Origin of the sequence: Bacillus sp. NPDC094077 (assembly GCF_050279465.1) — a bacterium.
In the GTDB taxonomy this organism is placed as follows: Bacteria; Bacillota; Bacilli; order Bacillales; family Bacillaceae_G; genus Bacillus_A.
Genome location: NZ_JBNNUF010000005.1, coordinates 354,992 through 374,319, shown reverse-complemented (window position 1 = coordinate 374,319; position 19,328 = coordinate 354,992). Strand labels below are relative to the sequence as shown.

The 19,328-nt window shown below is 37.3% G+C and carries 17 protein-coding genes; 3 read left to right on the top strand and 14 right to left on the bottom strand.

Going from position 1 to position 19,328, the window contains the following annotated elements:
- Positions 1-213, top strand: a 213-nt coding sequence (locus ACQKNR_RS16120; RefSeq protein WP_427318743.1) for an IS3 family transposase, incomplete at its 5' end; no start/stop codon positions are given.
- A gap of 208 nt (positions 214-421) precedes the next feature.
- Here ACQKNR_RS16120 and ysxE read toward each other — a convergent pair.
- From ysxE to hemA, 8 genes are all read right to left on the bottom strand, one after another.
- On the bottom strand, positions 422-1,447 hold the full coding sequence (gene ysxE / locus ACQKNR_RS16115; RefSeq protein ID WP_427318742.1) for a spore coat protein YsxE: 1,026 nt from the start codon (positions 1,445-1,447) through the stop codon (positions 422-424).
- A gap of 71 nt (positions 1,448-1,518) precedes the next feature.
- Positions 1,519-2,547 carry a stage VI sporulation protein D gene (gene spoVID / locus ACQKNR_RS16110; protein ID WP_427318741.1) on the bottom strand — a complete coding sequence of 343 codons (1,029 nt, stop codon included), beginning with the start codon at positions 2,545-2,547 and terminating at the stop codon, positions 1,519-1,521.
- Between the two features lie 79 nt (positions 2,548-2,626).
- Positions 2,627-3,916, bottom strand: coding sequence for a glutamate-1-semialdehyde 2,1-aminomutase (gene hemL / locus ACQKNR_RS16105; protein WP_427318740.1), 1,290 nt, complete (start codon positions 3,914-3,916; stop codon positions 2,627-2,629).
- A complete protein-coding gene (gene hemB / locus ACQKNR_RS16100; RefSeq protein WP_427318739.1) occupies positions 3,916-4,905 on the bottom strand; it encodes a porphobilinogen synthase in 990 nt (329 codons plus the stop codon). Before hemB ends, hemL begins: the two co-directional genes overlap by 1 nt.
- Positions 4,906-4,934: 29 nt before the next feature.
- Complete coding sequence (gene hemD, locus ACQKNR_RS16095; RefSeq protein WP_427318738.1) at positions 4,935-5,693, bottom strand: uroporphyrinogen-III synthase; 759 nt, start codon at positions 5,691-5,693, stop codon at positions 4,935-4,937.
- 2 nt (positions 5,694-5,695) lie between these two features.
- Positions 5,696-6,625, bottom strand: a complete 930-nt coding sequence (gene hemC, locus ACQKNR_RS16090) for a hydroxymethylbilane synthase (RefSeq protein WP_427318737.1) — start codon at positions 6,623-6,625, stop codon at positions 5,696-5,698.
- 15 nt (positions 6,626-6,640) lie between these two features.
- On the bottom strand, positions 6,641-7,474 hold the full coding sequence (locus tag ACQKNR_RS16085; RefSeq protein WP_427318736.1) for a cytochrome c biogenesis protein: 834 nt from the start codon (positions 7,472-7,474) through the stop codon (positions 6,641-6,643).
- Between the two features lie 17 nt (positions 7,475-7,491).
- Positions 7,492-8,832, bottom strand: a complete 1,341-nt coding sequence (gene hemA, locus ACQKNR_RS16080) for a glutamyl-tRNA reductase (protein WP_427318735.1) — start codon at positions 8,830-8,832, stop codon at positions 7,492-7,494.
- A 415-nt stretch (positions 8,833-9,247) separates the two neighbouring features.
- Here hemA and ACQKNR_RS16075 point away from each other — a divergent pair, with 415 nt between their 5' ends.
- Positions 9,248-9,700 (top strand): MarR family winged helix-turn-helix transcriptional regulator, encoded by a 453-nt coding sequence (locus ACQKNR_RS16075; protein ID WP_427318734.1) that lies wholly within the window; start codon positions 9,248-9,250, stop codon positions 9,698-9,700.
- Between the two features lie 2 nt (positions 9,701-9,702).
- A complete protein-coding gene (locus tag ACQKNR_RS16070; RefSeq protein ID WP_427318733.1) occupies positions 9,703-10,119 on the top strand; it encodes an organic hydroperoxide resistance protein in 417 nt (138 codons plus the stop codon).
- A 35-nt stretch (positions 10,120-10,154) separates the two neighbouring features.
- Here ACQKNR_RS16070 and ysxC read toward each other — a convergent pair whose 3' ends face one another.
- The 6 genes from ysxC to ACQKNR_RS16040 form a co-directional block, all read right to left on the bottom strand.
- Entirely contained in the window at positions 10,155-10,751 is a 597-nt protein-coding gene (gene ysxC / locus ACQKNR_RS16065; protein ID WP_427318732.1) for a ribosome biogenesis GTP-binding protein YsxC, read from the bottom strand.
- Positions 10,748-13,078 carry an endopeptidase La gene (gene lon / locus ACQKNR_RS16060; RefSeq protein WP_427318731.1) on the bottom strand — a complete coding sequence of 777 codons (2,331 nt, stop codon included), beginning with the start codon at positions 13,076-13,078 and terminating at the stop codon, positions 10,748-10,750. The genes ysxC and lon overlap by 4 nt, the downstream gene beginning before the upstream one ends.
- Before the next feature lie 183 nt (positions 13,079-13,261).
- Entirely contained in the window at positions 13,262-14,932 is a 1,671-nt protein-coding gene (gene lonB / locus ACQKNR_RS16055; protein WP_427318730.1) for an ATP-dependent protease LonB, read from the bottom strand.
- 106 nt (positions 14,933-15,038) lie between these two features.
- Entirely contained in the window at positions 15,039-16,298 is a 1,260-nt protein-coding gene (clpX, locus tag ACQKNR_RS16050) for an ATP-dependent protease ATP-binding subunit ClpX (protein ID WP_000472282.1), read from the bottom strand.
- Positions 16,299-16,562: 264 nt separating this feature from the next.
- Positions 16,563-17,846, bottom strand: coding sequence for a trigger factor (tig, locus tag ACQKNR_RS16045; RefSeq protein WP_427318729.1), 1,284 nt, complete (start codon positions 17,844-17,846; stop codon positions 16,563-16,565).
- 308 nt (positions 17,847-18,154) lie between these two features.
- Complete coding sequence (locus ACQKNR_RS16040) at positions 18,155-19,153, bottom strand: hypothetical protein (RefSeq protein ID WP_427318728.1); 999 nt, start codon at positions 19,151-19,153, stop codon at positions 18,155-18,157.
- Between the last annotated feature and the right edge of the window lie 175 nt (positions 19,154-19,328).

The window sequence follows — 19,328 nt, the reverse complement described above, 5'->3', positions numbered from 1 at the left end:
TCAAGAAGAGGAAACTGTTGGGATAACGCCCCACAAGAATCGTTTTTTGGTCATCTGAAAGATGAGGCACATATAGAAACTCGCGAGTCTTTTACCGAGTTGAAACAAGAGATTAAAAAATATATGACGTACTATAATCACTATAGATATCAATGGAATTTAAAAAAGATGACTCCTGTTGAATACAGAAATCATCTTCTTGATGTTGCCTAACTTTTTTTAAAATGTCCTTTACAAAGGGTACAGATTATCCTCTACTTATCTTTTTTATCCCGCTATTTGCGGGCAGTAAGACCCCCACCTCAAAATTCGGCTGAAGCAAAGAAGTTAGGTGGGAGTCGGGCTGCCCGTAAACGCCCGATTGGTGCGGGCTGATAATCAGTGGGGGATGAACAAAACCCCAACTGATTAAAGTTTCACTTTATCCGTTCCCTTGCTGAGCAGCTTGTAATTGTGAAAGGAAATATTCTATATTACTAACGAGCCAATGTGATTGTTGCAAGCTCTTTACTCCGCGAAGTTCATTTTTCTCATTGCGACTCTCTCTTCTTTTCTTATAAGATTGGATTTGTCGAATAAATTGCGATGGATACGTCATATAAGCAAACATGAGCAGTTGCTCTTCTTTCGTAAATGGAAAATTTTTTTGATACATTTGATACCATTCAAACCGATCACTTCGCGCAATTGGATATGTGTTTAAAGAACGAGAATAAAAACCTACTATATCTTGTACAGGCGTTGCAAACTTCGATTTTTCTAAACTAATAAAATAACCATTTCGCTCATAGTCAAATAAAAAGTGATTAAGTGACACGTTACCATGCACAAAAGTAATACGTGTTTTTTCTTTTTCTTTCATCGCATCGTTCCACTCATTTAATTGCTTCGTTGCAAATTCACGCGCCCTCATTACATGATGATAGTACGTACAATATTGCAATTCAAACGGAGACATATACCACTTCGATTCAGATTCTACAAGAAACTCTTCTAACATCTCACCATCATTTTCCCAACGGTCAGATATATTTGTATAATGTTTTTCTAAATCTTCTTCTGTATACGTTTCTTCTTTCACCGTTTTTTGATGTAACATTCCAAGTGTCTGAAACATTTTATGATATTGATCGTTATCTTCGCCGTTTCCTTCCGCACGCTCTAACCAAGGCATTAAATAATAATTATACGTCCCGTCACTTAAAATATAATTTCCATCCGTCGCATGGTATATAGGTACATAATTTGAAAAACCTTTCTCCTTCAAATATTGAATATGATGCAGAAAATTATTCCGCTCTAACTTGCTGCCCTCTATTTTCTTCAACGCATATGGACCTTGATTCGTGTAAATTTTCATTACACTTCCGTGCTCTTCCATATGCTGCGTATCCAATCTATATTGCCTTACAATGGGTTCATAGCGATTTCGTAATTCCATATCCATACGAATAACCCTTTCTATTCAAAACATAGCCTCTAGGAAAAGAAAAGAGGTGAGTGAAAACACCCACTCCCTTATTTCGCCTTTGCCCTTGAAACGGGAATATAAATAATTTGTCCCGCAGTTAAATATATATCTTCTGTTTGATTGACACGGTATAAATTTTGTACAGACGTTTCATAACGTTCTGCAACAGATTCGATTGTATCCCCTTCTTGCACGAAATACATCCTTAACTTTGTAAATTCTTCTTCCGGTTCTTTCGTAAATATTTTTGTTAAATAAAGCGCATTTTCGTCTCGCTGCGAGTACGCTTCTTCTTGCTCTTCCTGCTTTTTCACTTTTTCTTTCTTGAAATCTTTTCGTCCGAACAATTCAAATTGCGGCGTCGTTTCTTGTTCCTCTACACGCTCCACAAATTCATGTTCTTCAACCTCCTCTTCTTCCAGTTCTTGTTCTTGCTCTTGCTCTTTTCTTTCTTCTAGTTGGAACGGTTCAAATGCATAATCTTCCCACTCATCCGATTCCTTATAGGCTGGTTCTTCTACATGCGGTGCAGGTCTATTTTCATCCTCTTTAGCTGGCTCATCTTTTAACTCAGCATACGCCGTTTCTTCCTCTTCCTCTTCAGCTTCTTCCTCGATTCTTTCCTCATCACATAAACCTGTAATAGATATATCCGCTAATAATTGTAAGCAACCATTTTCTTTTAATTCATAATCAAATTCCTCAATCGATACGTATAATTCTTCAATTACTTTCACTCGATTTCTCGGAATTGATATTTCAAGCGGAAAGGAATGAACAAGCTCATTAACGCCATCTTCTCTTGTTTCTACATAATCAATTGACTTTGCTGGTGATAGCTCTCTTAATGAATAAACTGAGTCATCTTGCCGTGCAACATACTCTCCCGTTAAATCTAACTGCCCTCTCACGATAACTTCATGATCAAGCTCTTCTATCTCAACGTCTGGATCTAACGAAATTGACAAAAGTTCTTCGACTTCCTGTCCTTTTTGGAACCAAACAGATTCTTTTAATGAAAATCGTAACGAATGATCTGTTGTCACTTCTTTTCCCCCTCCCAAACTATATGTCATTACAGATTTATGTATCTAAAGCCTACTTTATGAATAAAAAAAATCGCTCCCCTTATGGAGAGCGATTTTCTCTAATAGATTATGCTTTTAACTTTGACATTGCAATTTCAGCCGCTGCAATCGTCGCTTCAATATCCGCATCGCTATGTGCTGTCGATAAGAATAAACCTTCAAATTGGGATGGTGGTAAGAATACACCTTGTTCCACCATTTCACGATAGTAAGCCGCAAAGAATTCTAAGTTTGAAGATTTTGCTGCATCGTAATTAATAACTGGCTCATCTGTAAAGAAAATACCAATCATAGAACCTGCACGGTTAATATAATGAGGAATGCCATGTTTTTCAGCCGCTTTACGTAGTCCAGCTTCTAACATTTCTGCTTTACGCTCAAATTCTACATATGATTCGGGTATTAATTGTACTAACGTTTCATAACCCGCTGCCATTGCAAGTGGGTTCCCCGATAAAGTACCAGCTTGGTAAATCGGTCCGCTCGGCGCAACTTGGCGCATAATTTCTGCTTTACCACCGTATGCTCCTACCGGTAAGCCCCCGCCGATCACTTTACCTAAACAAGTTAAATCAGGTGTTACACCGTAGTAACCTTGTCCGCAATTATACGCCACTCGGAATCCTGTCATTACTTCATCAAAAATAAGCAATGCACCGTTTTGTTCTGTTACTTCACGAAGACCTTCTAAAAATCCTGGTTGTGGAGGAACAACCCCCATATTCCCTGCTACTGGTTCTACAATTACACAAGCAATATCATCGCCGAATTGTTCAAAAGCATATTTCACACTTTCTAAATCATTATAAGCTACTGTAATCGTATTTTGCGCTACACCTTCTGGTACACCAGGGCTATCTGGTAAGCCTAGAGTCGCCACACCAGAACCAGCTTTAATTAATAACGAATCGCCATGACCGTGGTAACAACCAATAAATTTCAAAATTTTGTTACGCCCTGTATAACCACGTGCTAAACGTAGCGCACTCATTGTCGCCTCTGTTCCAGAGTTAACCATACGTACAATCTCAATCGATGGCACGCGCTCAATAACAAGTTTTGCTAGTTTATTTTCAATTTCTGTTGGTGCACCAAAGCTTGTTCCTTTTTCAGCAACAGCTTTTAAAGCCTCAACAACACGATCGTTCGCATGACCATGAATTAAAGGTCCCCACGATAATACGTAATCGATGTATTCATTACCATCGATATCATATACTTTAGAGCCTTTTCCACGCTCCATAAACAACGGATTCATACCAACAGACTTAAAAGCACGAACAGGGCTATTTACGCCTCCAGGCATTAAGTCTTGTGCCTCTTCAAACGCCGCAATCGACTTATCAAATTTTTTCATTATTTAGCGCCTCCTTCTTGTAACCATCTTGCCGCATCTTTTGCATGATATGTAATAATTAAGTCTGCTCCTGCGCGCTTCATGCTTATTAACTTCTCTAATACAACTTCTTTTTCGTTAATCCAGCCATTTTGTGCTGCTGCTTTAATCATAGAATATTCACCACTTACGTTATAAGCTACGACTGGTAAGTTAAAGTTATTTTTCACATCACGAACGATATCTAAGTAAGAAAGAGCTGGTTTTACAATTAAGAAGTCGGCCCCTTCCATTACATCTGATTCTGCTTCACGGAATGCTTCCATACGATTTGCTGGGTCCATTTGATATGTTTTACGATCACCGAACTGCGGTGCACCATGTGCTGCATCACGGAACGGTCCGTAAAATGCTGATGAATATTTCACAGCGTACGACATAACTGGTACGTGTGAAAAACCATTTTCATCTAACGCGTGACGAATTGCCGTTACAAATCCATCCATCATATTAGATGGAGCAATAATGTCTGCTCCTGCTTTCGCTTGGCTTACAGCTGTTTTTGCAAGAACTGCAAGAGACTCATCATTTAAAATAACGCCATCTTCAATCACACCGCAATGACCATGGCTTGTGAATTGGCATAAACATGTATCTGCAACTACTACTAGCTCAGGGAACTCATCTTTAATTTGTTTAATTGCAAGCTGTACAATTCCATGCTCACAATATGCTGATGATCCAACTTCATCCTTTTCAGCAGGTAAACCAAATACAATAACAGAGCGAATACCTAAATCAGCAACTTCTTGCATTTCAGCTTGCAATAAATCTAAAGAGATTTGATATACGCCTGGCATAGAAGGAACTTCATTACGAGTATTTTCTCCTTCTAATACAAAAATAGGGTAAATAAAATCTTCTGTATGTAAAAAAGTTTCACGCACAAGCGCACGCATGCCCCCGCTTTGTCTTAAACGACGATGACGATTAAATTGTAAAGAATTCATAGATTTCTATCCCCATTCTTTTATTTTGATTATGCATGTAAAGTAGATTCACAAATGCATTGTATTAACGATTCTATTGTGTATTTTTCTGGTACGATAACTTCTGAGAAATAGCTTCTTGCCTCTTTTGCTGTTATCGGTCCTATACAAGCAATTGTACATTTTTTTGTCCATTCTCTCCAGTTTGTACCCTCGAGTAAATGAACAAAACTATCAACAGTTGAAGGGCTCGTAAAAGTAATAATATTTACTTTCCCTAATTTCAATGCACTTATAAGCTCTTGCTTTTTCTCTATATTCGCTTTCGTACCGTATACGATTAGCTCATCTAGAAAAACACCAAACTCCCTTAACTTTACTGGGATTACATCTCTTGCTAAGTTCCCTTTCGGAAATAAAATACGCTCATTTCCACTTAACTCTTTTACAAACTCCTCTGCAAATGCCTCTGCGACAAATGACGATGGAACAAAATGAACTTCATAGCCTCTTTTTTCCAACTCTAATTTTGTTTTCACACCCACTGCAGCAATTTTAATAGCTAAAGGTATTTTCTTTCTTAAACCATCCAGAAAAAAAGCTACACCATTTTTACTCGTAAAAATAACCCAGTCATACGAATGTAGTTGCCTTGCTGCACGTTGAATTTGTTGCTGAGATGTGCCTTCCATACGCAAAAGCGGAATTTCCAATGGAATTCCGCTCCTTTCTTTCACCGCTACACTCATTTGTTTCGCTTGATGCTGGGCACGTGTAATCAAAACTGTTTTGCCAGCGAGAGCATCCATATTTATTGTTGCTCCTTATTTGCAGCAAGGATGAGCTCTTTTGCTCCTTGTTTAATTAAACGGTCTGCAGCTTCTAATCCTACTTGCTCTGGATCAGTTCCTAATACTGTCTCTTTCAATAAAACAGAACCGTCCATAGAACCGACAAGCGCAGTTAATTCAATTGCATCATTTTCTTTAAGGGTTGCATATCCAGCGATTGGAACTTGGCATCCACCTTCAAGTTTGTGAAGGAATACTCGCTCTGCTGCCACTGTTTTTTCTGTTACTGCATCATTAATATGTGATAACAACTCCAGTAAATCCTTATCGTCTTCACGACATTCAATCGCTAATGCCCCTTGTCCTACGGCTGGTACACATAACATTTCATCTAAATGTTCTGTAATCACTTCATCATCCCAGCCCATTCTCTGTAATCCAGCTGTCGCTAAAATAATCGCATCATAATCTTCATCTTTCAACTTACGTAAGCGTGTATCGATGTTTCCACGAATCCACTTCACTTGTAAATCTGGTCTTGCAGCTAATAATTGCGCACTACGTCTCAAACTACTCGTTCCTAACGTTGCACCTTTAGCTAACTCTTTAAACGATTCTCCGCCTTTAGAAATAAAAGCATCACGAGGATCAACACGCTTTGGTGTACAACCAATCGTTAATCCTTCTGGAAGCACGGCCGGCATATCTTTCATACTATGTACAGCCATATCGATTTCTTTCGTAAGTAACGCATGTTCAATTTCTTTCACAAACAAACCTTTTCCGCCTACTTTTGAAAGAGTAACATCTAAAATAACATCACCCTTTGTGACGATTTCTTTCACTTCAAATTCATATGGTAAACCAAGCGCTTTTAATTGATCGATAAACCAATTTGTTTGTGTTAATGCTAGTTTACTCTTTCGTGAACCTACAATAATTTTGCGCATAATTCTCTCTCCTCATTATAAATACCAAAAGTGGAAATTAGATAAACTGCTTAATAGAAAAATGTTAACTAGCATTACGAGAAATGCCCCGATATTCCACTGCACAATTTTCTTACCTTGCAACACATCTGCCGCTCGTAAATATAAGCCCGCACAATATGTAAGTAGTACGACAAAAGACCCGATTACTTTCGTATCATACCAATGGAAATTATCCAATTTTGTATATCCCCATATGCATCCTAATATAATTGCTAATAAGAAAAACGGAACAGAAAATAAATTTAGTCCGTAAGACATAGATTCAAGCTTCGGCAAATTTCCTAACCTTCTTAATCTCGCATTCCATTTTTTCTTTTTTAATAGGCGGTATTGCAATAAATACATAATAGAAAAAATAAACGATACAGTAAATGTGGCATAAGAAATAATTGCCATACCGACATGTACGTATACAAGTTCTGAAACTAATTGTTCAGCAAGTATTGGCGACATCTTTCCGAGCGGTGTAAAAATAGAAAAAGCGCTTACGCCAAATGCGACTACATTTGTAAAAAAGACCAAAAAGTCAATGCGCATAAATCGATTAATGACTAATGACATCGTAATCAATAACCATACATAAAAATAAATCCCTGATAATAAAGTTAAAATGGGATTCGTTTCTGAATCTGTGGCCCTAAGCAACATAAAAATAGACTGCAGAACCCATACAATCGAAAGTAACCAAAAAGCAAATCGGTTCGCCTTTCGGTTACTTTGGAAATAATCTATAAAATATAAACTAATGCTACAAGCATATAAGATAATTGCAATATGATAAATAATACTGTTATTTAAAAAACTCATCCGATCATCCTTCCAGATTATAAAGATGGAACGGATGGTGTCCACGCTCTTTTATGTTCTACTTCTTCCGTATGTCTCTCTACTTCTACTTCTTCTACCTCTAGATCAAAAATCTTCGCAAATAAAGCTAGTTTTTCCGGCGCTCCCTCTTCAGCAGCTAATTCTTTCGCTACTAAAATTGGGTCTTTTAATAATTGGTTAATAATACTTTTCGTATGCTTACTAATTACTTTTTTCTCACGATCACTAAGAGTTGGTATTTTCCGCTCAAGACTTTCCATCGTGTCACTTTGAATAGCAAGTGCCTTATCACGAAGAGCCGATATTAACGGGACAACACCAAGTGTACTTAACCACGTTTTAAATAAAACAATTTCCTCTTCAATCATAAATTGAATTTTCTCTGCTTCTTTCAAACGCTCAGCACGGTTTGCTTCCACTACTCCTTGCAAATCATCAATATCATATAAGAAAGAACCTTCTAGTTCATCAATTGCGGGATCAATATCACGTGGTACTGCGATATCCACCATAAATAACGGACGACCAGAGCGCATTTTCTCTACTTTTGTCATCATCTCTTTCGTAATGACATATTCTGATGCACCAGTTGAACTAATTAAAATATCGGCTTCTAATAATGCACATTGCAATTCACTTAAAGATTTTGCATGCCCCATATATTTCTCAGCCATTACTTCCGCTTTCGATAGAGTTCTATTCATGACCGTTACTTTACGAGCACCACTTCCGTATAAGTTTTGCAATGCAAGTTCACCCATTTTACCAGCACCAAGAATAAGCACATGACAATCTGTTAACTCACCAAATATTTTCTTTCCAAGCTCAACAGCGGCATAACTAACAGACATCGCGCTTTCACCAATTGTCGTTTCTGAATGCGCACGTTTTGCTAACGTAATGACTTGCTTAAACAATTCATTAAAAATTGTGCCTGTTGCTTTTACTTGCTGCGCTTCTAAAAAGCTATCTTTTATTTGACCTAAAATCTGTGTCTCTCCAACTACCATAGAATCTAAACCGCACGTTACGCGGAATAAATGATCTATTGCACCATCTTGTTCAAAAATAGTTAAATATGGTGCGACCTCTTCTATTTCAAACTGAAACCAATCAGCTAAAAACTTCTTAATATAATACCGTCCCGTGTGTAATTGATCGACAACAGCGTAAATTTCTGTGCGATTACAAGTTGATACAATGACATTTTCTAACACGCTCTTTTGATTTTGTAATGTCATCATTGCCTGCTCTAGCTCTGCCGCTTGAAACGCTAGCTTCTCACGAAATTCTACAGGGGCTGTTCGATAATTTACACTAACAACAAGAATATGCACGCAGCATGTCCCCCTTCACCCGTTTTATCACTTTATCTACTATCATAATACAACTTTCCTCTTATGAATCTGACAATCGTGTGAACAACCGATTATTTTTTAATTATTCTCCGTATGTAATGAAGGAGATTCAGTAAAACTAATAAGAATTTTCTACTTTATAATGATTATAAATTAACAACTCTATTTGTACGTTACCAAAAAAAGTCCTCATAATCAAGTGATGGAAACTATTCCATATGAATTATAACATCATCTTTCCTATCTTCTTTCATCATGAAGGAAAATATGTATGATTGTTCCAAAATGTAGCACACACTTTCTCAATACAATGTATTTGACATTGTATTTCTTTTTCGTTATATTGATTTTACAAAATTAAATTGTGCACAACTCAATTAGAAGGGAGTTATTTATGACAGAAGATTCTTTGCATCTAGATAACCAACTTTGTTTTTCTATTTATGCCTGCTCTAAGGAGGTTACCCGTTTTTACCGACCATATTTAGAAGAAATGGGCATTACGTATCCCCAGTATATTACTTTACTCGTACTATGGGAGCAAGACGGACTAACAGTAAAAGAAATTGGCGAACGTTTATTTTTAGATTCTGGTACTTTAACACCTATGTTAAAACGAATGGAATCATTAAAACTTGTAAAACGCGTTCGTTCCAAAGAAGACGAGCGAAAAGTTTGTATTGAATTAACAGAACAAGGTAAAGATTTAAAAGAAAAGGCTTGTTCATTACCGACAACGATGGCTACAAATTTAGGAATTACAGGGCAAGAATATCGTTCTTTATTAATCCAATTAAATAAACTAATTGAAACAATGAAAACAATTAATGATAGAAAAGGGGAATAAACATGGATAAATTATATACTGCTTCAGTAACAGCAACAGGTGGAAGAAACGGGAAAGTAGTTTCAGATGACGGCATATTAAATCTTAATGTGAAAATGCCAAAAGCACTAGGCGGTGCAGGCGGAGAGGCAACAAATCCAGAACAACTATTTGCAGCTGGTTATGCAGCTTGTTTTGATAGTGCATTACAACTTGTCATCCGTACAAAACGTGTGAAAGTAGAGAGTACAGAAGTAACTGCTCACGTTTCTATCGGAAAAGATACAGATGGTGGTTTCGGACTATCTGCTGTACTTGATGTACATGTCGCTGGCGTTTCTCACGCCGAAGCACAAGAACTTGTAGAAGCTGCTCACGGTGTATGTCCTTACTCGAAAGCAACGAGAGGAAATATTGAGGTTACATTAAACGTACGCTAAAAAAATTTAAGCAAATAAAAAACGCGCGACATCCGTCACGCGTTTTTTGTTTTTGTAAATTTATGAATGGCTTTCCACGCTTCTTCTTTTCCAAGTCCTGTTTCAGAAGAAAATAGAACCACTTCATCGCCACTTTCAATGTCTAGCGTTTCTTTTACAACTTTTAAATGCTTTTGCCATTTCCCTTTCGGAATCTTATCGGCCTTCGTCGCAATAATAATTGTTGGGATTTCATAATGCTTTAAGAAATCATACATCATCACGTCATCGTTTGTTGGTTGGTGACGTAAATCAACTACTAGTACAGCTGCGTCTAATTGCTCACGTGTTGTAAAGTATGTTTCAATCATTTTGCCCCATGCCGCGCGCTCCGTTTTAGATACTTTCGCATATCCGTAACCTGGAACGTCAACAAAATGCATCATTTCATTGATTAAGAAAAAGTTCAGTGTTTGTGTTTTTCCTGGTTTAGAAGAAATACGCACTAACTTTTTACGATTTAAAATTTTATTAATAAAGGAAGACTTCCCGACATTTGAACGACCTGCTAATGCAATTTCTGGTAAGTCACTGTCTGGATATTGTTCTGGTTTAACAGCACTAATTACAATATCTGCTTTTGTTACTTTCATTGTTTCACTCCTACTAATGCGTGCTCCAATACTTCATCTAAATGAGATGCAAGCACAAACGTAAGGTTTTCTTTTACGCTCTCTGGAATATCATCTAAATCTTTCTCATTTTCCGCTGGTAAAATAATTTTTGTTAAACCTGCGCGGTGAGCACTTAATATTTTTTCTTTTAAACCACCAATTGGTAGTACACGACCACGAAGTGTTATTTCACCTGTCATACCAACTTCTTTACTTACAGGAATGCCTGTTAGTGCAGAAATAAGTGCCGTTGCCATCGTAATACCTGCTGACGGTCCATCTTTTGGAACTGCTCCTTCTGGAACGTGAATATGAATATCATTTTTCTCATGGAAATCTGGATCGATATGAAGCTCTTCTGCACGAGAACGGATATAGCTAAACGCAGCTTGTGCTGATTCTTTCATAACATCCCCAAGTTTCCCTGTTAAAATTAATTTCCCTTTCCCTGGTGCTACAGACACTTCAATTGCCAGTGTATCGCCGCCCGCCGCTGTGTAAGCTAAACCTGTTGCCATACCAACTTGGTCTGTCTTCTCAGCTTGCCCATAACGGAATATGTGCTTACCAAGTAAATCAACAATGTTTTTATCAGTTACTACAACACGCTTACGTTCTGCTGTAACGATAATTTTTGCTGCTTTACGGCAAACTTTTGCAATTTGACGCTCTAACGTACGAACACCAGCCTCACGCGTATAATAACGAATAATTTCAAGAAGCGCTTCATCACGCACTTGTAAATTACCTTTTCGTAAACCATGCTCTTTTAATTGTTTCGGCAATAAATGTTCACGAGCAATGTGAACTTTTTCAAGTTCTGTATACCCAGCAATCGAAATGATTTCCATACGGTCAAGTAATGGACCTGGAATACTTGAAAGTGTATTTGCAGTTGCTACAAACATAACTTTCGATAGATCATATGGCTCTTCAATGTAATGATCGCTAAAGTTATGGTTTTGTTCTGGATCTAATACTTCAAGTAATGCTGCTGATGGGTCCCCACGGAAATCGTTAGACATTTTATCAATCTCATCTAATAAGAAGACTGGATTAACTGTTTTCGCCTTTTTCATACCTTGAATAATACGTCCTGGCATTGCTCCAACGTATGTACGTCGGTGACCACGAATTTCAGATTCATCACGCACACCACCAAGGGATACACGGACAAAGTTACGATTCAATGATGTTGCAATTGAACGAGCTAACGAAGTTTTTCCGACCCCAGGAGGTCCTACTAAACAAAGAATAGGTCCTTTTAATGAGTTCGTTAACTTCTGTACAGCTAAATATTCAAGTACGCGCTCTTTCACTTTTTCAAGACCGTAATGATCTTTATTTAATATTTCTTCCGAATGAGCAAGATCAATCATATCTTCCGTTGCTTCTGTCCAAGGAAGCGCCAATAACCAATCGATGTAATTGCGAATAACACCACTCTCAGCTGAACTTCCTGGTAACTTTTCATAACGATCTAACTCTTTCAGTGCAGCCTGCATTGTTTCTTCAGGCATTCCAGACTGTTCAATTTTCCCACGAAGTTCTTCTACTTCGCCGCCCTTACCTTCTTTATCGCCAAGTTCTGTTTGAATCGCCTTCATTTGCTCACGTAAGAAATATTCTTTTTGCGTACGCTCCATTGACCGTTTCACTTTTTGTCCAATTTTCTTTTCTAAGCTAAGTAACTCTTGTTCATCTTGAATAATTGAAATCAATGTATGTAATCGTTCTTTTACAGATACAATCTCTAAAATTTCTTGTTTCTGCTTCGTTTTAATCGGCAAGTGAGAAGCGATTAGATCAGCTAATCTTCCTGGTTCTTCTACATCAGCTACCGTCGCAAATGTTTCATTTGAAACTTTTTTCGAAACTTTAATATATTGTTCGAAATGCTCCAGTAACGTACGCATAAGAGCTTTCTCTTCTAAATCATCTTCTACTTCTTCAGTTACCGTTTTAATAGAAACTTGCACTACATTTTCTTCTTCGATAAACTCTATTACTTCTGCTCTATGTAAACCTTCCACAAGGACACGAAGCGTACCGTTCGGCAATTTTAACATTTGCTTCACTTTCGCCACTGTACCTACACTATATATGTCATCTTCTTTCGGATCATCGATATTCATTTCTTTTTGCATCGCTAAAAAGATGATATTTTCATCCATTGCCGCCTGCTCTAGTGCTTGTATCGATTTATCACGTCCTACATCAAGATGCAGAACCATCGTTGGATATACGAGAACGCCTCTTAATGGTAGGAGGGGCACGATTCTTTCGTTCGTATTCATACTAGACATAGCACCTCCATAATAAATTAAACTCCTGTTCAACTATTTTATATTACAATACATCTAGATGCAATTGCAGAGATTCCCCGCAATTGTAAATATCTTCTTTTCCTCCCTTACAAAAAGAAAAAAAGACTCCGCTTAAGCATACAAACTTAAACGAAGTCTGGCAAATTTTATTATCGTTTATTTTCACATCGATTGTGCATCAGTTTCGTCTACAGTAGTATGTACATCAAGCTCTCGATGCATATTTCCCTGCATAAACGTTAACTCAAATACTTCTTTCAACTTACGAACAGGAATGATTTCAATTCCCTTTATTGTGTACAAAAATGGTTGCATGTTTTCAGCAGGAATGATAACTTTCTTAGCTCCCGCTTTTTTCGCAGCTTTTATTTTTGCGTACACACCACCAATCGGCTTCACTTCTCCGTGTATACTTATTTCACCTGTCATCGCTACTTCATTATTTACATATGTGCGATGCACCGCTGAATATACACCTGTTGCCATAGCGATTCCTGCCGAAGGCCCATCAATTGGGATACCCCCTGGAAAATTAATATGTATATCATACCCTTCTGGCAACACATCTAAAGAACGAAGTACTGTTAATACATTATCAACAGAACCTTTCGCCATACTTTTACGGCGAATGGATTTCGTTTGTCCACCAACACTTTCTTCTTCTACAATTCCAGTAACATTTATCGATCCTTTATCTTTCGCTGGAATTGCTGTTACTTCAATTTCTAATAACGTACCTGTATTTGGTCCATATACAGCAAGTCCGTTTACAAGACCAATTCTTGGAATCGGATAAATACGTTTTTCATATTTCGGTGTAAGCTGACTAGAGTGAACAACCCACTCTATATCTTCATCTTTAATGAAAGAACGCTCTTCATTTATCGCCATACCAGCCGAAATTTGTACAAGATTGATTGCCTCTCGTCCATTCCTTGCATACATTCCAATCATTTCAATACCATTTTCACTTATTTGCATTTCCACTTTTTCAGCTGCATTCTTCGCTACTTTTTGAATTTCCTCCGTATCTAATTCACGAAAGAAAACTTCTAAGCAACGTGACCGAATAGCAGGTGGGATTTCTTCTGGTGAACGTGTCGTCGCTCCGACTAAGCGAAAATCTGCTGGTAAACCTTTTTGAAAAATGTCATGTATGTAAGTTGGAATCATCGTATTCTCTTCACTATAGTACGCACTTTCTAAAAATACTTTCCGATCTTCTAACACCTTTAACATTTTGTTCATTTGAATCGGATGTAGTTCACCAATCTCATCAATGAACAAAATACCACCATGCGCATCTGTTACAGCGCCTTTTTTCGGTTGCGGAATACCTGCTTGCCCCATCGCACCAGCACCTTGATAAATCGGATCATGCACCGAGCCAATTAATGGGTCTGCAATACCCCGTTCATCAAACCTAGCTGTCGTCGCATCAAGTTCAATAAATGTTGCATTCGTACGAAATGGAGATTTTGGATTTCGTTTCGCTTCTTCTAATACAAGACGTGCTGCTGCTGTCTTTCCGACACCTGGCGGACCATATATAATGACATGTTGCGGATTCGGACCACAAAGAGCCGCTTTTAACGACTTAATCCCGTCCTCTTGCCCTACAATATCTAAAAAGGATGTAGGACGCACCTTTTCCGCAAGCGGCTCTGTTAAAGAAATCTCACGCATTTTGCGAAGCTGTTCTAATTCTTTTTTTGATTCTCGATCAATTGAAACTTTTTGTGTTCGTTGATTTCGAAGTAAGTGCCAAAAATACAATCCGACAATTACACCAAAAACAAGTTGAACAAGTAAAAATATATTCGTCCAGCTCATCATTTATTTCCTCCCGCAATGTTTTATCTCTTAGTATTTCCGCGGAGGAACTTAGCTAAACATAAAGAAAAACAGCAATTATAAAAATTGCTGTTTCTCCTTCGCATTATGCAGATGTTTTTGTATCAAGTACAGTACCGTCTTGTAACACCAATTTTGGTGCCGCATTATCAGCTACTGTTTCTTTTGTAAGAATACACTTCTCGATATCTTTGCGAGATGGAAGTTCGAACATTACCTCAAGCATTAAGCCCTCAATAATAGAACGAAGTCCACGAGCACCTGTTTTACGTTCAATTGCTTTTTTCGCAATTTCAATTAGTGCGCCTTCTTCAAACTCTAACTCAACATCGTCAAGCTCCAATAGTTTTTGGAATTGCTTAACAAGTGCATTTTTCGGTTTCGTTAAAATATCAACAAGAGCATCTTCATCAAGTGGCTCTAAGTTCGCGATAACTGGAAGACGACCGATAAACTCTGGAATTAAACCAAATCTTAAAAGGTCCTCTGGTAATACATGAGATAAAACATGCTTCTCATTTACATCAGCATTTTTCTTCTCAGAACCGAATCCAATTACTTTTTCACCAAGGCGACGTTTAATAATTGGCTCGATGCCATCAAACGCTCCACCACAAATGAATAAGATATTCGTTGTATCAATTTGAATAAACTCTTGGTGTGGATGCTTACGACCACCTTGAGGTGGGACGCTTGCTACAGTACCTTCTAAAATTTTCAGAAGCGCCTGCTGCACACCTTCACCAGATACATCACGTGTAATTGATGGATTTTCAGACTTACGTGCCACTTTATCAATCTCATCAATATAAATGATTCCTTTTTCCGCTTTCTCTACATCATAATCAGCTGCTTGGATTAATTTTAGTAAGATGTTTTCTACATCTTCCCCAACGTATCCAGCTTCTGTTAAAGATGTTGCGTCCGCGATTGCAAATGGAACATTCAAAATACGCGCTAATGTTTGTGCCAATAATGTTTTACCACTACCTGTTGGCCCGATAAGTGCGATATTACTCTTCGCTAATTCTACATCATCAATTTTGCTGTTAGAATTAATGCGTTTGTAATGGTTATATACCGCTACCGCTAGTGCTTTTTTCGCATTATCTTGTCCGATGACATACTCATCTAAGATTTCACGAATTTCTACCGGTTTCGGTACATCTTTGAATTCTACTTCTTCGTCCTTCGCAAGCTCCTCTTGTACAATTTCAGTACAAAGTTCGATACACTCGTCACAAATGTAAACACCTGGACCTGCTACTAACTTTCGAACTTGCGTTTGTGTTTTACCACAGAAAGAACATTTTAATTGCCCTTTTTCATCATTAAATTTAAACATATTTTCACACCCCTTACAAAGTGCTAACCTCTTGCCTTCGTATGTACACGATAAATGTATCGTATGTAAATACATATTATGTCACTACGTGGCGAGAAATACAAATAATATGACTAGTTATGTACAAATAAAAAATTTTTAAAACTTTTGAAATATGTATATTCGACTTGTAAAGGAACTTTTCCTTCTCCATCGAAAAGTTTTATAAATATATTTCTATATTTATAAAACAAGGCACGATTAAAATCGCGCCTTGTTATTTTATTATGCAGCTTTGCTGTTGTCTACTAAGAAGTCTACAGCTTTACGCACTTTAAGATCTTCAGATAAAGCGTCTACGCTTCCAAGAGCTTGCTTGATAGCGTCTACTGGCATACCGTACATTTCAGCCATTTTTTCAACTTCTGCAGTTACTTCTTCTTCAGTAACTTCGATGTTTTCAGCTTCAATGATAGCTTCAAGAACAAGGTTGATTCTTACACGTTTTTGTGCATCTTCTTTCATTTGCTCTTTTAATTTGTCAGCGTCAGTACCTGTGAATTGGTAGTAAAGCTCAAGGTTCATACCTTGTTGGCTTAAACGTTGCTCGAATTCACGAACCATACGATCTAACTCAGTGTCGATCATAGCTTCTGGAATTTCGATTTCAGCGTTAGCGGCAGCTAATTCTACTACTTCGTCACGTACTTTGTGCTCAGCTTCGTGCTTTTTGCCTTCTTCTAAGTTTGTGCGAAGTTTTGCTTTTAATTCATCAAGAGTTGCAACCGCTTCGTCTGCTTCTTTAGCGAACTCGTCGTTTAACTCAGGAAGTTCTTTTGTTTTGATTTCGTGAATTGTTACTTTGAATGTTGCTGGTTTGCCAGCTAATTCAGCAGCATGGTACTCTTCTGGGAATGATACTTCAACGTCTTTAGACTCACCAGATTTAAGACCAATTACTTGTTCTTCGAAACCTGGGATGAAAGTACCAGAACCGATTGCAAGAGAGTAGTTTTCGCCTTTTCCGCCTTCAAATGCTTCGCCATCAACGAAACCTTCGAAGTCGATTACAGCTGTATCACCATTTTCAACAGTTCCTTCTTCTTTAACAACTAGTTCAGCTTGACGCTCTTGTAAAGATTTTAATTCGTTCTCTACATCTTCGTCAGTTACAGTTGTTTCAACTTTTGCTACTGCTAAACCTTTGTACTCACCTAATTTAACTTCAGGTTTCACTGTAACTTTTGCAGTGAAGATAAGGTTAGCATTTTTTTCGAATTTCTCGATGTCGATTTCAGGATGAGCAACTGGGAAGATACCAGTTTCATCGATTGCTTCACCGTATGCTTTTGGTAAGATGATATCTAAAGCATCTTGGTATAAAGATTCAATACCAAAGCGTTGTTCGAATAACGGACGAGGCATTTTCCCTTTACGGAAACCTGGTACGTTAATTGTTTTTACTACTTTTTTGAACGCAGCGTCGATAGAGTTATTTACTTCTTTAGCATCAACTTCGATTGTTAAAACGCCAACGTTACCTTCTAATTTTTCCCATTTTGCAGCCATTTATTCTTTCCCTCCAACTATAATAATGTATGCACATACCTCTATAGATTCAGACCTTCATTATCTCTTTTTTGAAATAACAAATTACAAATAACCCTCTAGCAAAAGCTTTCAGATATACTGTTCTAATCTACTAATTGCCTAAAAGGCAACTACGGTATATTTTGTTCGAGAATAATATGAAACATATTAAGTAAGAGAATTACACTTCTCTTCTCTTACAAACAGGCAGTTTTCTGCCTTTTGCAACCCTTACATTATAACATAGAATATGCTCGTTTCAAGAACTGAACCATTCTTTTTCATAATTATACGGGCAAATACCCTTCTCTTTCAACACGTAATAACCATTGATAGGCAATATGGAACTCTTCTAGTTCAATATTATATGCTGCCATAAGTTTTTCCTCATCAATAGCCAATCCGAACCGTTTTCTTCCAATCCTCTCTAAAACAGCAGCCCAAATCTCTACTTTATCCATTAATAGAGGGAACGGGAAAACGCTAATTTGCAATTCTCTCCAATATGTAACCATCGCATCAAATATATCGGGATAATTTTGCTCTAATCGGCTTGATAATTTATGTATAATGTTATCGGATTGCTCCTCATTATGACCTGTAAATGCTGGAATTACCTTGATTGTATTTCCAAACTTTTCCACTTCTATCTCTTCTTCTATTTGATTTTCTATCATTTTATATAAAATAGAAGTTTTCAAATAAGGGTGCTGCTTTTCGTCTATTAAAAATTTCTTTAAAACAGGTAATGCGAGCTCCAAGTCTTTTAACGAAAGTTGCTGAATCGCTCTTAGCTTTTGCCCAAAGCTTTCTCCAAAAATTTCATTAGTAAACTCACCCAATTCAAAATTCGAATCCACTAGCGACATATCTTCCTCATTTAGCATCCCTTCTGCAAATAAAGCGAGCTGCGCTAATTTTTCCTTTTGTTCAGGCATTACATCTTTCGTTTGCAAAACTTTTTCAACAGTTTCAATAACACCTTCATAATCATTTGTTTGAACTAAAATAGTTACATACGTTTCAAGAATATCACCAAATAAAACAACTCCTGTTTCAAGCAACTGTTCACATTTGTCTTTCGCTTCTTCCATACGTTTTAATTCCAGCAAACAAATAACTGAAGCTAATTCCGTTTGTTCCGTTTCCGCATTATACTGACGTAAAATTTCAAAGCAGCGCAATGCATCTTCGAATTTCCGCTCTTTCAGCGCTAAAAAACCTTCATCAATATAGCGCTCTGATAGTTGCGGAAACAATACGACCGTATTTTCTTTTTTATCCATACGTCCGCCTCTTTTTCTAGATTTTAATTATCTTCAAAGTAAATATATCAAATGCGTAATGAGAACACAACATCCCAAAACCATTTGTTTGAAATATGAAAATATTTAATTTTTATATTTCAATATGAATAAATCTTCAGTAAAAAAAAAGATTACACAAATAAAAACCCTCAGC